The sequence below is a fragment of the Pantoea sp. PvP021 genome (assembly GCF_054056055.1).
In genome coordinates, this window is sequence record NZ_JBSRXX010000003.1 from 98,689 (window position 1) to 112,673 (window position 13,985).

Below are 13,985 nucleotides of genomic sequence, written 5' to 3' on the forward strand. Positions count from 1 at the left end.
GCGCTTTAGTTTTTCTTCGCCAGCAGGCGCGGGATCTCACGCAGGCACCAGGATTTGGCTTCGCCCATGCTGTCACGCCGCCACGCCATAATAATATCGACCTCGCGGGTATATTCCGGACTCACCACCCGCAGACGGCCTTCCGCAATATCCTGCTCCACCAGCGAATAGGGCATGGTCGCCACGCCCAGGCCAGCCAGCAGCGCACGGCGCTTATCGTCCATGCTGCTCACGGTCAGGCGCTGCTGCTTATCCAGTAACTGCACGGTCAGCACCGGACGCTCACGCGCGGTATCTGCGACCGCAATGCCACGGTATTTCACCCGCGTCACTTCAGACTGAGGTTCTGGCTCGTTATGAATCGGGTGGTCAGCACTGGCGACATAGACGCTCATCATGGTGTAGAGCTTGCGGGTATTGATCTCGGTGGAGGCGCGGAAGTGCATATCGGGAGCGATCACGATATCGGCCCGGCCCTGTTCCAGCCGTTCCCACGCGCCCGCCAGCACTTCCGTCACCAGCGAAAATTGCGTATTGGCCTTGTCTGCCAGCCGCGTCACCAGCGGAAACAGCGCATCAACAGGTACCAGTGCTTCGGTGACGATGGTCAGATGGGTTTCCCAGCCACGTGCCAGCGCTTCCGCATCGGTGGTAAGCTTATCGGCTGCTTCCAGCAGCACCCGGCCACGCTCCAGCAGCATGCGTCCCACGTTAGTAAATTTGGTACGGTGACCGGAACGGTCAAACAGCACCACATCCAGTTCCTCTTCCAGCTTTTGCATGGTGTAGCTGAGGGCGGAAGGAACGCGCCCCAGTTCATCCGCCGCCGCGGCAAAACTGCCACGCCGATCAATCGCATCCATTACGCGTAAAGATTCAAGGGTTAACGCACGCTCTTTAGCCATCCCGGTTCTCTGTCAGGAAATTTGAACATGCCCGGCAGATTAACTGGCTAACAATCCGGCGTCCAGACTTTTACCATGGGAGCATATAGTCCGTGGCCGATCCTCGTCACCGGATGCTGGAGGTAAACAATGATAACGACACGCAGTGCGTCCGCATGTGGTCAGGCCGATTTCGGCTGGTTACAGGCGCGCTACAGTTTCTCTTTTGGCCACTATTTTGATCCCAAACTGATGGGGTACGCGTCGCTGCGCGTACTGAACCAGGAAGTGCTGGCGCCGGGTGCCGCTTTTCAGCCGCGCACCTATCCACAGGTTGATGTCCTGAACATCGTGCTGCAGGGTGAAGCTGAATACCGCGACAGCGAAGGCAACACCATCAGCGTGCGGGAAGGGGAGGCGCTGCTGCTCTCTGCCCAGCCGGGTGTGAGTTACACCGAAATGAACCTGAGCAAAGATCGACCGCTGACACGCATGCAGCTCTGGCTGGCCGCCTGTCCGGAGCGAGAAAATCCGCGGATGCAGAAAATCGCCCTGACGGATGGCCGGTTGTCCCAGCTGATCGCCTCGCCGGATGGCATGGACGACAGTCTGCAACTGCGTCAGCAGGTGTGGATTCATCAGGTCGAGCTGGCACCAGGCGAAAAGCATTCGCTGCGGTTACAGGGGCCGCGTGCCTATCTGCAGTCGATTCACGGTTCGCTGGAAGCGATGTCCGGCACGGATCATCAGGAGAAGCTGGGCTGTGGCGATGGTGCCTTTTTGCAGGAAGAGAAGCTGTTGCAACTGACGGCGAAAACCGCGACCCGCGCACTGGTCATCGACATTCCCGTCTGAACATCGGGCAATAAAAAAGGCGGCCATGGCCGCCTTTTTTGCGTTTTGCGTACTACTTCAGCATGGTGAAGGCCGTGGTGACGTGCTTCACGCCACTGACGCGGCTGGCGACATCAGCCGCTGCCTGCGCTTCCTGCGGTGTCACCAGACCCAGCAGGAACACTTCGCCATTCTCCGTCGTCACCTTCACGTTGGAGGATTTCACCTGATCGCTGCCCAGCAGCTGCGATCGGATTTTGGTGGTAATCCAGGTGTCTGACGACGTGGTGCCCAGCGTCACTTTCTGGCCGATACGAATCTCGTTATAGACCTCGGTTGCGCCATCAACGCCCATGGTGATCTGTTTGGCACGACCGGCGATCTCCTGCGAAGGCGCCTGACCGGTCAGCAACACTTTGCCCTGATAGGCCGTGGCGATAATGCGGGCATCGGTTTTAATCTGCTGATCTTTAGCCAGCGCGTTAGTGACGCGTAGCTCCAGCGTGCTGTCATCAACCTGCGTACCCACCGAGCGTGGATCGGTGGCCGTTTTAGTGGCAACTGCTGCGCCACCCGCCACAACCGCAACGCAGCCCTGCAGCAGCATGGCGGTTAACAGAATAGCTATAGCATTCAATGCTTTCATTCGTGCTCCTTCGGTCATTCCTGATGGGGAAAGAGAGTGTTATCGATCAGATCGCATAAGCAATTAACGGTGAGCATATGCATCTCCTGAATACGGGCGCTGCGGTGCGACGGAATGCGGATCTCCACATCCTGCGGACCCAGCAGTCCGGCGAGCTCTCCGCCATCATACCCGGTAAGCGCAACGATAGTCATATCGCGTGTTACCGCCGCTTCCACGGCCTTAACGATGTCACGGGTGTTGCCACGGGTTGAGATAGCCAGTAACACATCGCCTGCGTGTCCCAGAGCGCGCACCTGCTTGGCATAGATTTCATCGTGCAGGCGGTCATTACCAATCGCGGTCAGCATCACGTTGTCGGCGCTCAACGCCAGCGCCGGTAAGCTTGGGCGTTCGGTCTCGAAACGGTTGATCATGCTGGCGGCGAAGTGCTGTGCATTGGCGGATGAGGCACCGTTGCCACAGCTCAGGATTTTATTGCCATTCAGTAACGACTGCACCAGCGTCATAGCGGCGCGGGAGATGGCATCGGGCAACGCTTCGGCTGCGGCAATCTGAGTTTGAATACTTTCGGTAAAACACGCTTTAATTCTGTCCTGCACACGACCACCTGGTTCTAAACGTCTGCATTAAAGGCATTCGGCAGCCACTCGAGCGCCGTGCCGGTAATGGCGATGATGTCGAAACGGCAATTCACTGTTTCAAAACTGCCGCCGCGTTGCGCCAGCCAGAGAGCAGCAGCGCGCAGCAGCTTTTGTTGTTTATTCCGGGTTACGCTGGCGAGCGCGCCACCATAACGCGCATCGCGTCGGTAGCGAACTTCAACAAACACCCAACAGTGCCCGTCACGCATTATCAGGTCAAGTTCACCATTGCGAAAGTGAACATTACTGGCGACCCATATCAGGCCAGCCTGCTCCAGATAGCGCCGGGCATCTTCTTCATGCCTGGCGCCAGTCTGACGCCGATTTAGTTGGCCGGTGCGATTTCGCCCCGACGATACTGGTTCCATGTCAACTTCCTGTTGATCACACAATCCGTGTCGGCGCTGAGCTTGCCGGTATTGCCGTCCAGCGTAAAGCCAGGTGACTGACGCATCTGGTTAAAGTGATTCGCCAGCGTCCAGGCATCCATTCCCATGGCATAGAGACGCACCAGCGAATAGTCATTATTGAATGACTTTGATGTCTGCTGCATCAGGCCAGGATTGCTGCCGGAGAGCAGCGGAATATCGCTGAACTGCAGGCCATCCATTTCCAGACGGAAGTCCGGGCCGGCACCGGCTTGCGCGCTGCGCGAACTGGCGTAGAGCGAGATATTGCTGCGACTGCCGGTGCGCATGGTGATCATCGGTTTGATCAGCTGCAGTTCGTCCTGCGTTGAAACGATATAGACCGCATCGACACCGCCGCCGCTGCTGGTGCTGACCACATCTGGCGTGTTCTGCTGCGGTGCCGGGATAGTCAGGCCCGCAATCGTAACACCCTGCGGCTCGGCAGGTGCAGCGTTCACTGGCGTACCGGATAAACTGATGCCCGCGCCGCTGTTAATGCCCTGTTTCAGCTCTGAGGTCGAACCAAAGCGCTGCTGCATCACGGTGCTGCCACCCAGCGTCTGCCACTCCTGAGCAAAGGCATTGGTGACGCGATCGCCCAGTCCGCTGCGCGGAACCAGCAACAGCGGCTGGCGTTTGCCCTGATCCCAGATATGGTGCGCCGCATCGCGCGCTTCGTCTTCAGGAGAAAGCGCAAAGTAGCAAATATTCGGATGGTTCTGGATCTTTTCCGGCTCGTTGAGCGCCAGCACATTCAGTGGCGTCTGGCTGTTGGCGACCTTCTCAACGTTGCTCTTCAGCAGCGGACCGACCACGATGGTGGCGCCATCCTGCTGTGCCTGCTGCATCACCTGTTCAATCGGCTGGCTGCTGGTGTCATAGACCTTGATCTGTGCGTTGCTGGCCGGTTCCGCGGCAGCAGGCTGTGATTGAGGCTGTGGCGTCGCGTCGGCAGGCTGTTGCTGCTGCGGCGCGCTGATTGGATCGGTGGAAGAACCAGCAGCGGCAGCGGGTTGGGTGCTGGCGGTTGCATCAGCAGCGGCGGGCTGAGCTGCCGCAGGCTGAGCGACCGGCGCGGAGATGCCATTCTTCGCGTCGTTAAAGCCTTTCTGAATCGCGTTGGCGAACACCTGAGCCTGGCCATTCAGCGGCAGCAGCAGCGCAATAATGCTGGTTGAAGCTTTGGTGTAGTTCTGCATCTGGCTCAGCTGCGTCGGCAGCGTTTTGGCCGCCGGGTTCTGCGGATAGCGGGTCTGCCAGTCTTTGATGCCTGACTTGAGCATCTCGGCATCCTGCGTGTTGGCGCGCCAGACCGCGAGCAGATCCAGCCAGCCCTGCAGCACATTTTCATCGGCATTGATGACCAGGTTGCTGACTTCCTGCGGCGACATCTGGGTCAGTGTCTGCCAGGTGGCGTCGATATTGCCCTGATGATCGGTGCCTTTCAGCAGCGGCTCCTGGGCAATATAGTTGCGCAGCAGCGAGAGTGAAGGGCGACCCTGTGCGCTGGCGATCTGCAGGCTGTAGTAACGCGCCAGCTGATCCTGCGACAGTGCGCCGGTTTTCACTGCCGCTAACAGCGGTTCGGCGTCTTTGATCTTCTGCTGTGCAATCAGCAATTGCGCTTTCAGCAGCAGGGATTCCTGTTGCTGCGTCTCAGAGAGCTGCTGCGGCAACTGGCTCAGTTGCTGAGTCGCCTCAGGATACTTTCCTTCCTTCAACAGGGCGCGGATTGCAAGTAATTGCCAGTCGGTCTTGCTATCATCGCTGCTTTGCTGCGCTTGCTGCAGATAGTAAGCGGAGCTGGCTGTGACGGGCCCCTGAATATTGACGGTTGAGGTTTGCGGCCCCTGACCGCTACATGCGGCTAAAATCAGCCCAGCAAGAATGACAGGCAGAAAGCGTCCTGCTTTATGACGAACGACTTTTGAAGGAAGCATACTGTATCCAGTGATGTTTTTTTCAAGATGCTCAATATTAAATCGGCAATTCGGATGAAACAATGAAACAACTCGATCGGGCAGAGATTTCTGCCAGCACGCTCTACATCGTTCCAACCCCGATTGGTAATTTGGGTGATATCACCCAGCGGGCGCTGACGGTGCTTTCGAGCGTCGATCTGGTCGCTGCGGAAGATACACGTCATACCGGACTGTTGCTACAACATTTCGCCATCAATGCGCGACTCTTCTCACTTCATGACCACAACGAGCAGCACAAGGCTGAACTGCTGCTGACGAAGCTGCAGGAGGGTCAAAGCATAGCCTTAGTTTCTGATGCTGGCACGCCGCTGATCAACGATCCAGGCTACCATCTGGTGCGTCGCTGCCGTGAAGCGGGCATCCGTGTGGTGCCGCTGCCGGGCGCCTGTGCTGCCATTGCTGCGTTAAGTGCTGCAGGACTGCCATCCGATCGTTTCTGTTACGAAGGGTTTCTGCCCGCCAAAACCAAAGGCCGTTGCGACGCCCTGCGGGCGCTGGTGCAGGAGCCGCGCACGCTGATTTTCTATGAGTCGACCCACCGTCTGATCGACAGCCTGCAGGATATGGTGAGTGAGCTGGGTGCCGAACGCTACGTGGTGCTGGCGCGCGAGCTGACTAAAACCTGGGAGTCGATTTACGGTGCACCGGTCGGCGAGCTGCTGGCGTGGGTAAAAGAAGATGAGAATCGTCGCAAAGGCGAGATGGTGCTGATTGTCGAAGGGTACAAGACCGATGATGAAGATGCGTTACCAGCCGATGCGCTGCGTACGCTGGCGCTGCTGCAAAAAGAGCTGCCGTTGAAACGCGCGGCTGCGCTGACCGCTGAGATCCACAGCGTGAAGAAAAATGCGCTTTATAAGTATGCGCTGGAGCAGCAAGAGGCGTGACAAATGCCGGCGAATGTCCTATTATCCCGCGCCGAAGCTGACCAGACAGTCGCCGCTTTGTCGTCGTCCTCACTTGTGGGGAGACGGGCAGAGGGGAGGAAAGTCCGGGCTCCATAGGGCAGGGTGCCAGGTAACGCCTGGGAGGCGCAAGCCTACGACCAGTGCAACAGAGAGCAAACCGCCGATGGCCCAGAAATGGGATCAGGTAAGGGTGAAAGGGTGCGGTAAGAGCGCACCGCGCGACTGGCAACAGTTCGTGGCACGGTAAACTCCACCCGGAGCAAGGCCAAATAGGGGTTCACAAGGTACGGCCCGTACTGAACCCGGGTAGGCTGCTTGAGCCAGTGAGCGATTGCTGGCCTAGATGAATGACTGTCCACGACAGAACCCGGCTTAACGGTCAGCTTCGACTTTTTATCAAAAACCCCGCTTCGGCGGGGTTTTTGCTTTGTGACGCGCGGTGACAGGATGAATGACTGCCCACGACGCTTATTCCTGAAAGAGTGCGGTTAATGATTGGCTGGGAGATCGCGCCTGCGCAGGAAACAGGGTCAGATCGGAAAGTCGCAAAATCCGTCATCCCTGACATGCTCGGCCCGCGCCATCCCTGGCGCGGGACGCTTTCCTCTTCTGACCCTGTTCCCTTCGCGTTTAGATTGTCATTGCGGTCAGATTGTATCTGCTCCCAGCGCGATGAGCAGGCAGCTTAACCGCGGCCGTGCGGTTCATCCCAGTCAAACGCCGGGCCCAGTGAAATGACGCCGTTCGGGTTGATGGTCTTATGGCTGCAATAGTAGTGATGACGAATATGCGGCAGATTAACCGTCTCTGCGATACCAGGCATCTGATAGATATCACGCAGGAAACCACTCAGGTTTCTGTAGTCACTAATGCGATGGCGATCGCATTTAAAGTGGGTCACATAGACCGGATCAAATCGCACCAGTGTGGTCCACAACCGCAGATCCGCTTCGGTCAGTTGATCGCCGGTGAGATAGCGATGCTGGCCTAAAATCTGCTCCAGCCGCGACAGCGAATGGAACAGCGCAGTGACTGCCTCGTCGTAAGCGGACTGAGAAGTGGCAAAGCCTGCTTTGTAAACGCCGTTGTTCACGGTGTCGTAGATCCAGCTATTCAGTTCATCAATCTTTTCGTGCAGTGCAACAGGATAATAATCCCCGGCACGGGCACCGACAGCATCAAACGCACTGTTGAACATGCGGATGATATCGGCAGACTCATTACTGACGATGGTGTTCTGCTGCTTGTCCCACAATACCGGCACGGTTACGCGGCCACTGTATTGCGGATCGGCGTGCAGATAGAGCTGATAGAGGAACTCATTCTGGTAGAGCTTATCGCCGGTCGCATCCTGAAAACTATCATCGAACGTCCAGCCATTCTCCAGCATCAGCGGATGCACCACGGAGACATCAATCATGCTGTCCAGGCCCTTCAGCTGACGCATCAGCAGCGTGCGGTGCGCCCAGGGGCAGGCCAGCGAGACATAAAGATGATAGCGGTCGCGTTCGGCGACAAATCCCGCTTTACCCACCGGGCCAGCACTGCCATCCGCGGTAACCCAGTTGCGGAAAGCCGACTCAGAACGCTTGAAGCGTCCGCCGGTAGATTTGGTGTCGTACCAGGTGTCATGCCAGACACCGTCAATTAACTGTCCCATAATGGCTCCAATGCAAACAGGGCGGGGAAATGTCCCCGCCCTGCTAAGTATATGTGGCATTACGCTTTATGTGAGATTAGCGCGCAATCGCTGGCTGTGTTTTTCTTTTGCTGATCAGGCGATCAATGCTGTATGCACCAGGACCCACCAGACCTAACACCAGGAAACCACCGGCGATAGAGAGGTTCTTCATGAACATCAGCTGGTTCACGCCTTCGGCAAAGTTACTGTGGAACAGAAACGCGGTCAGGATGGTGAAGCCTGCAGTAAACAGGGCAGTGAAACGGGTCAGGAAACCAAACAGGATAGCCAGACCGCCGCCAAACTCCAGCAGGATAACCAGCGGCAGCATAAAGCCCGGGACGCCCATTGCTTCCATATATTGCTGAGTACCTGCATAACCGGTGATTTTGCCCCAGCCAGCCGTAATGAACAGGATTGGCATCAGGATGCGAGCCAGTAACAAACCAACGTCTTCGAATTTTTTCATCATTTACTCCAGCGCTATCAGGGATGCAGGGCAAGCTGCCCGCAAGGTTTATGCCCGCTGAAAGCAGTATTGCGTTCATTGGGTTGATAGCTGGAGATGATAGTCGCGGAGTGGAAAGGTTGTAAGCGAGATATACTGTCAGTGTTTTTCAGAAATTCTGATGAAGAAAAGCCGGCCTTTTCAGGACCGGCTTTTAGCAAAATTAACGCGGTGGCAGAGCGGACTTGATCATGCGCCAGGTACTCCAGGCGCCGAATCCCCGTTTTACCCAGCGTAACAGCATGTTGGGACTGCGAACGGAGTAGATAGCCAGCGCACTGCTGCCAATGGCCAGGTAGCGGCGCAAGCTGAGGAAGGTGAACCAGCCGCGATCGTAATGGGCGGTGCCTTCCAGCCAGTCACGCCGCGCAGCGCTTAAATCCAGCCGCTGCTGCTGCACATGCTTAAGCAGTTCATGGATGCGTTCTTCACGCTCGCGGCGGCTCATCAGCGCTGGTCCTCAAGTAAATCCCGGTCTGTTTCCAGCTCCTTGCGCGTGTGGCGCAACAGCGTGGACTGACGTGATTTGTGAAGCGTCCAGAGCCCCAGAATAACCGCCAGCAATAGCAGCGTGCCGGTCGTGATGCCAATGGCCATCAGACGGTACTGCGCATCCACTGCCCAGATAATCAGAACCATCAGGCTCATCAGACCAAATGCAGTGAACAGCATTGTCAGGCCAACCATCAACAGCAGCTGAATCAGGTTAGCTTTCTCGTGCTCCAGTTCCACCACTGCCAGACGAACGCGTGTCTCGACCATGCCAACCAGCGTGGTAACAATGCGCTGGCCGATGTTAATGACCCCTTTAGCCGGGCCGTGGTTATGCTGTGAGTCAGCCATAATTATCGACGCGAAATGAGCATGCCCAGTGCGACGCCAATCGCTGCACCGATACCCACACCATGCCATGGATTTTCACGCACGTAGCCTTCGGCTTTTTGCGCCGCTTCGCGGGTGGTCGCAGCAATGCGCTCGCTTGATTCGCCCAGACGTTCACGTGAGCTATCCAGCGCCACACGCGCTTTATTGCGAAGTTTATCCAGTTCGCCTTTGGATTTTTCAGTGCTGCTGCTCAGCACCTCTTCCAGGGTATCGGCCAGGTTTTTCAGTTCAGCACGCAAATGTTCCGATGATGTGTCTTTAGACATAAAATACTCCTTTAACATCAGTTGTTTAGTTCCGATTAATAGGGCTCCGCCTGTAACTTTTTCAGCTCCCGGCGCGCTTCATCCAGTTTTTGTTGTCGCTTAGCAATCTTCTCCTTGTCATGGCCCTCTTCACGCTCTTCCCTGAGTGCGTGCTCACGCTCAGCAACTTTCTGCTTCTGAGCGTTAATTCTTTCCAGATGGGCGGCCTCGAGCTTTTTGTCGCTGCAATCGGCCCGGACTTCGGTCAGCGCGCGCTCCAGACCGTTAACCCGGCGCTGGTTGTTATGCTTCTGCGCCATCCCGATTTCACGCTGAATATCCTGCTCTTTCTGCTCACACAGCGATTCTGCCGCCAGCAGCGAACCCGACAGCGAAAACAGCGCGACTCCCAGTAATACTTGATATTTCATTGGTCCTGGACCCTTCCATTGCGACCTGATCCGCCATCACCCGCGTAATCATATGGCTGCGGGTGCTAAGAATCGACTCTCGCTTAAGCATAGACACCCATAGTAAAAAGTTCAAAGAAGACCGGGAGATAGAGCGCCTTTCAGACCGCCGCAGGATGGCGCGACGGTCTGAAAAGGAGAGGGGAGTCGGGAGATTACGCCAGTGAGAGGTGCTGAGAGTGATCGTGCTGCGCCACAATAAAGCCCTGTGGCAGCAGACGGCGTAACACCTTCTGGGCCGCCAGGCTCTGCTCTTCGCTATCAAAATGGATAATCAGTGCATCACCCGCAGGCGTAATGCTTTTGATACGAATACCCTGCGCACTTAATTGCTGGTAGAGATAAAAACCATCGGGCAGGGTGGCGCCAGCATGGGAAACCCGAATCTGCACCACCGTCTCGTGCTTCATCAGACCGGGGACCACACAAAGCGCGACCAGCGCAAAGACGCCAGCGATCAACCACGGTAACCACCGTTTAGGAATAGCCTGCAGCAGTTTCATTACTCGGCTTTCCCGTTCTGATTCGCCTGACGTTTACGCCATATCACCACCAGCGATCCCACCAGACCAAACACCAGCAGCGCCAGCGGCAGCATCATCAGGAAGAACATCATCTCATCTTCATAACGACGGAAAATCGGGGTTTTACCCAGCGCGAAGCCGATAACGGTCAGAATCACCACCCACAAGAACGCACTTACCCAGTTGAAGAACTGAAAGCGGGCATTACTGAGGCCTGATAATCCGGCGATGGTAGGCAGCAGAGTCCGCACAAACGCGATAAAGCGACCAATCAGCAGGGCAGATAAGCCGTGACGATGGAACATGCTGTGCGCGCGCAGATGATACTGGGCAGGAAGATGGGAGAGCCATTTCTGTACCGTGGGCGTGTTACCCAGCCAGCGGCCCTGTAAGTAGCTCACCCAGCAGCCAAGACTGGCACCGGTCGTTAACACCAGAATCGTCAGGGGGAAGCTCATGGTGCCTTTGGCAATCAGTACGCCGACCAGAATCAGCAGACTGTCACCCGGCAGAAATGCAGCGGGAAGAAGGCCATTTTCTAAAAACAAAATCATAAACAGCACGCCGTAAATGGCCCATACCAGCGTGGGATCGGAGAGGGTTTCGTAGTCCTGCTGCCAGAGGGCATGCAGCAACGATTGCAAAATATCCATCAATTCATTCCTGAACATCATTGTTAAACATGTCCCACAGGGACTTAAACGCAGACCGGCATTTCGTTATAAATTTTAGGAGCGCAGCCTGGGCGGGATTTTCCGGATCCTTCCAGAATTGATTGTTAAATCAGCGACTTTATAACCCCCAGTCGCAAAGGGTAATAAAAGGGCGATAACTGTAACAAAAATCGCCTGTCTGAGACAGGAAAACTCTCTGGCGAACAGGAGTTTTACCTTGTGAAACGGCGTGTAAAAAGGAGCTTTACATGACCTGACACTATTGCAGATTAACTGACCGTCTCAGGGCATTTTCAGGCACTTTTAGCGGGCGTTATTGGACCCATCAGGCAGGATGACCGGATTCTCACCAAACATGTATCGATCCACGTTAAATTCAAAATCATCCGCCGTCGCGTTAAACAACATCTGTTTAGTATTTTCCAGATGTTGCCACATCGCCAGTTTGCTGGCGGCGGGATCTTTGCGCATCAGAGCTTTAAGAATCTGATCGTGGTCGTCGCACCAGCTGAGAATGCTGCGCTGGTCGATGTGTTCGTGAAGTTTGAGCCAGTAGGGATTGTGCAGGCGATGCAGCCACATTTTTTCAACGATGGCGGCTAAGGCACTGTTCTGGGTGGATTGCGCGATACGTACATGAAACTGCATATCCCACTCGGAGTCGCGGAAGTGATCCTCCTGGCGGGCTTTTTCCTGAATCGCCATCAGGTCGATAATGTCCTGACGCGTTACCTGCGTTGCAGCGAACTCGGCCACATTACTCTCAATCAGCTGACGAGCCTGGAGCAGTTCGAAGGGGCCAAACGTGGCGAACTCCAGCTGACTGCTGGTGGAGGCGATGCGGTTCTGCTGCTGGCTGGCAATGACGTGGATGCCCGAGCCTTTGCGGACCTCAACATAGCCTTCAACTTCCAGCATGATGATCGCTTCACGTACGACGGTGCGGCTCACTTCCATCTCTTCGGCAATCAGGCGCTCAGCAGGCAGTTTGTCACCCACCGGATAGATTCCGGTTTCAATGCGGCTTTTCAGCTCGCTGGCCAGCTGTTGATAAAGTCGACGGGATTCAGTGAAGTCCATAGCACAATCCTGGTAGCAGACAGATAAGTTGTTATACCACTTCAGGAGGTGCGAGGAAATGGGCTGGCTTGCGCCAGCCCGGCAGATTAACTGCGAACGGCGCTGGCCTGCGGAATAACAGCTTCGGCATTCAGCTCTGAAATGGGTTTATTTTTCAGAACCGTCCAGATAACGACGGCACCCAGCAGATCAAACACCGCCAGCGCGGCAAACAGTGGGCTGAAGCCCAGCGTATCGGCCAGTGCACCGACCACCAGCGCAAACATGGTACTGGCGGTCCAGGCTGCCATGCCGGTCAGGCCGTTAGCCGTGGCAACTTCATTGCGGCCGAAAACGTCTGAGGAGAGGGTGATTAGCGCGCCAGAGAGGGCCTGATGCGCAAACCCGCCGATGCACAGCAGACCAATGGCGACGTAGGGGCTGGTGAACAGGCCGATGGTGCCCGGCGCAATCATTAATACCGCACCCATCGTCACGACCATCTTGCGGGAGACGATCAGGTTAACGCCGAACCAGCGCTGAAACAGCGGCGGCAGATAGCCACCGAGGATGCAGCCGAAGTCCGCGAACAGCATCGGCATCCAGGCGAACATCGCAATCTCTTTCAGATTGAAGCCGTATACCTTAAACATAAACAGCGGAATCCAGGCGTTGAACGTTCCCCAGGCCGGTTCTGCCAGAAAGCGCGGCAGGGCAATACCCCAGAACTGGCGGTTACGGATAATCTCCAGTGCTGACATTTTGCGGGTGTTGCCGGTCTGATGCTGCGCTTCCTGGCCGGAGATAATATAGTCGCGCTCTTCATCGCTCAGCTTCTTCTGCTGTTTCGGGTGCTTGTAAAACACCAGCCAGCTGAGTGCCCAGGCCATGCTCAGCACACCGGTCATGATAAATGCCATCTGCCAGCTGTGCGCCACAATCGCCCAGACCACCAGCGGCGGAGCCAGCATCGCACCTATAGACGAACCCACGTTAAAGTAGCCCACGGCGACCGAACGCTCTTTAGCCGGGAACCATTCGCTGCTCGCTTTCAGTCCGGCCGGGATCATCGCCGCTTCAGCCGCACCGACTGCGCCACGTGCCAGCGCCAGTCCGCCCCAGCTGCCCGCCATCGCTGTAGCGGCACAGAAAATCGCCCACATAATAGCAAACACCGCGTAGCCGACTTTGGTGCCGAGCAGATCCAGTACATAACCTGCCACCGGTTGCATCAGCGTGTAGCAGGCTGAATAGGCCGCAATTATGTAGGAGTACTGCTGCGTGGTGATATGCAGCTCTGACATTAATGTCGGGGCCGCCACGGCAATGGTGTTACGGGTCAGATACCCCAACACCGTACCGAGCGTCACCAGTCCAATCATGTACCAGCGTAACCCTTTGATCTTACGCATCCTCTACCTCTTCCAGTTCTGTATGCGGTCTTGCCGCTGTTGTTATCTGGAGCGGGACAGCACGTGATGCAGCTCTGCTCACGCCCGCAGGTTCTGTATGAGCAACCCTGTTATGACCTTGCCATTTGTGAGTCGCTAACGACCTCACGATGGGGCGAGAGCCTAACTTGTTATACAACTTTAAAAGTTGAGAGCCATCACAAAAACCCTTTCTGCACT

General features: G+C 56.1%; 17 protein-coding genes and 1 other RNA gene. 3 read left to right on the top strand and 15 right to left on the bottom strand.

Annotated features, from left to right (window positions below; translation table 11 throughout):
• Positions 1 to 5 precede the first annotated feature (5 nt).
• Positions 6 to 905 carry a LysR family transcriptional regulator gene (locus ACVKSX_RS12065; protein WP_010256496.1) on the bottom strand — a complete coding sequence of 300 codons (900 nt, stop codon included), beginning with the start codon at positions 903 to 905 and terminating at the stop codon, positions 6 to 8.
• Positions 906 to 1,034: 129 nt separating this feature from the next.
• On the opposite strand from ACVKSX_RS12065, the gene ACVKSX_RS12070 reads away from it, so the two are divergent.
• Positions 1,035 to 1,739, top strand: coding sequence for a pirin family protein (locus tag ACVKSX_RS12070; RefSeq protein ID WP_010256500.1), 705 nt, complete (start codon positions 1,035 to 1,037; stop codon positions 1,737 to 1,739).
• Between the two features lie 52 nt (positions 1,740 to 1,791).
• Here ACVKSX_RS12070 and dolP read toward each other — a convergent pair whose 3' ends face one another.
• The 4 genes from dolP to ACVKSX_RS12090 are packed head-to-tail and all read right to left on the bottom strand — an operon-like array spanning position 1,792 to position 5,358.
• Positions 1,792 to 2,364, bottom strand: a complete 573-nt coding sequence (dolP, locus tag ACVKSX_RS12075) for a division/outer membrane stress-associated lipid-binding lipoprotein (protein WP_010256504.1) — start codon at positions 2,362 to 2,364, stop codon at positions 1,792 to 1,794.
• Positions 2,365 to 2,378: 14 nt separating this feature from the next.
• Positions 2,379 to 2,966: a DnaA initiator-associating protein DiaA gene (gene diaA / locus ACVKSX_RS12080; protein ID WP_010256507.1), complete on the bottom strand. Its 588-nt coding sequence runs from the start codon at positions 2,964 to 2,966 to the stop codon at positions 2,379 to 2,381.
• 14 nt (positions 2,967 to 2,980) lie between these two features.
• Positions 2,981 to 3,376, bottom strand: a complete 396-nt coding sequence (locus ACVKSX_RS12085) for a YraN family protein (RefSeq protein WP_010256511.1) — start codon at positions 3,374 to 3,376, stop codon at positions 2,981 to 2,983.
• On the bottom strand, positions 3,334 to 5,358 hold the full coding sequence (locus ACVKSX_RS12090) for a penicillin-binding protein activator (RefSeq protein ID WP_045139594.1): 2,025 nt from the start codon (positions 5,356 to 5,358) through the stop codon (positions 3,334 to 3,336). The genes ACVKSX_RS12085 and ACVKSX_RS12090 overlap by 43 nt, the downstream gene beginning before the upstream one ends.
• 62 nt (positions 5,359 to 5,420) lie before the next feature.
• Between ACVKSX_RS12090 and rsmI the strand changes: the two genes are divergently transcribed.
• Together rsmI and rnpB are read left to right on the top strand one after the other, a co-directional pair.
• Positions 5,421 to 6,287, top strand: a complete 867-nt coding sequence (gene rsmI / locus ACVKSX_RS12095; RefSeq protein WP_010256516.1) for a 16S rRNA (cytidine(1402)-2'-O)-methyltransferase — start codon at positions 5,421 to 5,423, stop codon at positions 6,285 to 6,287.
• A 33-nt stretch (positions 6,288 to 6,320) separates the two neighbouring features.
• Positions 6,321 to 6,699: RNase P RNA component class A (gene rnpB / locus ACVKSX_RS12100), an RNA gene on the top strand.
• Between the two features lie 294 nt (positions 6,700 to 6,993).
• Here the strand turns inward: rnpB and ACVKSX_RS12105 are convergent.
• From ACVKSX_RS12105 to ACVKSX_RS12150, 10 genes are all read right to left on the bottom strand, one after another.
• Positions 6,994 to 7,968 (bottom strand): glutathione S-transferase family protein, encoded by a 975-nt coding sequence (locus ACVKSX_RS12105; protein ID WP_010256519.1) that lies wholly within the window; start codon positions 7,966 to 7,968, stop codon positions 6,994 to 6,996.
• A 76-nt stretch (positions 7,969 to 8,044) separates the two neighbouring features.
• Positions 8,045 to 8,458: a DoxX family protein gene (locus tag ACVKSX_RS12110; RefSeq protein WP_010256522.1), complete on the bottom strand. Its 414-nt coding sequence runs from the start codon at positions 8,456 to 8,458 to the stop codon at positions 8,045 to 8,047.
• Between the two features lie 202 nt (positions 8,459 to 8,660).
• Complete coding sequence (locus ACVKSX_RS12115) at positions 8,661 to 8,945, bottom strand: YqjK-like family protein (protein ID WP_010256526.1); 285 nt, start codon at positions 8,943 to 8,945, stop codon at positions 8,661 to 8,663.
• Positions 8,945 to 9,340: a phage holin family protein gene (locus ACVKSX_RS12120; RefSeq protein ID WP_010256529.1), complete on the bottom strand. Its 396-nt coding sequence runs from the start codon at positions 9,338 to 9,340 to the stop codon at positions 8,945 to 8,947. The genes ACVKSX_RS12115 and ACVKSX_RS12120 overlap by 1 nt, the downstream gene beginning before the upstream one ends.
• A 2-nt stretch (positions 9,341 to 9,342) precedes the next feature.
• Positions 9,343 to 9,648 carry a DUF883 family protein gene (locus tag ACVKSX_RS12125; protein WP_010256532.1) on the bottom strand — a complete coding sequence of 102 codons (306 nt, stop codon included), beginning with the start codon at positions 9,646 to 9,648 and terminating at the stop codon, positions 9,343 to 9,345.
• A 35-nt stretch (positions 9,649 to 9,683) separates the two neighbouring features.
• Positions 9,684 to 10,058 (bottom strand): DUF1090 domain-containing protein, encoded by a 375-nt coding sequence (locus tag ACVKSX_RS12130; protein WP_010256536.1) that lies wholly within the window; start codon positions 10,056 to 10,058, stop codon positions 9,684 to 9,686.
• A gap of 194 nt (positions 10,059 to 10,252) precedes the next feature.
• A complete protein-coding gene (gene mzrA / locus ACVKSX_RS12135; RefSeq protein WP_010256540.1) occupies positions 10,253 to 10,600 on the bottom strand; it encodes an EnvZ/OmpR regulon moderator MzrA in 348 nt (115 codons plus the stop codon).
• On the bottom strand, positions 10,600 to 11,274 hold the full coding sequence (locus tag ACVKSX_RS12140) for a DedA family protein (RefSeq protein WP_010699781.1): 675 nt from the start codon (positions 11,272 to 11,274) through the stop codon (positions 10,600 to 10,602). The genes mzrA and ACVKSX_RS12140 overlap by 1 nt, the downstream gene beginning before the upstream one ends.
• Positions 11,275 to 11,598: 324 nt before the next feature.
• A complete protein-coding gene (gene exuR, locus ACVKSX_RS12145; protein ID WP_022623920.1) occupies positions 11,599 to 12,375 on the bottom strand; it encodes a transcriptional regulator ExuR in 777 nt (258 codons plus the stop codon).
• Positions 12,376 to 12,461: 86 nt separating this feature from the next.
• On the bottom strand, positions 12,462 to 13,766 hold the full coding sequence (locus tag ACVKSX_RS12150) for an MFS transporter (RefSeq protein WP_010699779.1): 1,305 nt from the start codon (positions 13,764 to 13,766) through the stop codon (positions 12,462 to 12,464).
• Positions 13,767 to 13,985 lie beyond the last annotated feature (219 nt).

Coding starts and splice junctions, on each gene's coding strand:
- ACVKSX_RS12065 (WP_010256496.1), bottom strand. CDS start 905: ATGGCTAAAGAGCGTGCGTTAACCCTTGAATCTTTACGCGTAATGGAT.
- ACVKSX_RS12070 (WP_010256500.1), top strand. CDS start 1,035: ATGATAACGACACGCAGTGCGTCCGCATGTGGTCAGGCCGATTTCGGC.
- dolP (WP_010256504.1), bottom strand. CDS start 2,364: ATGAAAGCATTGAATGCTATAGCTATTCTGTTAACCGCCATGCTGCTG.
- ACVKSX_RS12085 (WP_010256511.1), bottom strand. CDS start 3,376: ATGGAACCAGTATCGTCGGGGCGAAATCGCACCGGCCAACTAAATCGG.
- ACVKSX_RS12090 (WP_045139594.1), bottom strand. CDS start 5,358: ATGCTTCCTTCAAAAGTCGTTCGTCATAAAGCAGGACGCTTTCTGCCT.
- rsmI (WP_010256516.1), top strand. CDS start 5,421: ATGAAACAACTCGATCGGGCAGAGATTTCTGCCAGCACGCTCTACATC.
- ACVKSX_RS12105 (WP_010256519.1), bottom strand. CDS start 7,968: ATGGGACAGTTAATTGACGGTGTCTGGCATGACACCTGGTACGACACC.
- ACVKSX_RS12110 (WP_010256522.1), bottom strand. CDS start 8,458: ATGAAAAAATTCGAAGACGTTGGTTTGTTACTGGCTCGCATCCTGATG.
- ACVKSX_RS12115 (WP_010256526.1), bottom strand. CDS start 8,945: ATGAGCCGCCGCGAGCGTGAAGAACGCATCCATGAACTGCTTAAGCAT.
- ACVKSX_RS12120 (WP_010256529.1), bottom strand. CDS start 9,340: ATGGCTGACTCACAGCATAACCACGGCCCGGCTAAAGGGGTCATTAAC.
- ACVKSX_RS12125 (WP_010256532.1), bottom strand. CDS start 9,648: ATGTCTAAAGACACATCATCGGAACATTTGCGTGCTGAACTGAAAAAC.
- ACVKSX_RS12130 (WP_010256536.1), bottom strand. CDS start 10,058: ATGAAATATCAAGTATTACTGGGAGTCGCGCTGTTTTCGCTGTCGGGT.
- mzrA (WP_010256540.1), bottom strand. CDS start 10,600: ATGAAACTGCTGCAGGCTATTCCTAAACGGTGGTTACCGTGGTTGATC.
- ACVKSX_RS12140 (WP_010699781.1), bottom strand. CDS start 11,274: ATGGATATTTTGCAATCGTTGCTGCATGCCCTCTGGCAGCAGGACTAC.
- exuR (WP_022623920.1), bottom strand. CDS start 12,375: ATGGACTTCACTGAATCCCGTCGACTTTATCAACAGCTGGCCAGCGAG.
- ACVKSX_RS12150 (WP_010699779.1), bottom strand. CDS start 13,766: ATGCGTAAGATCAAAGGGTTACGCTGGTACATGATTGGACTGGTGACG.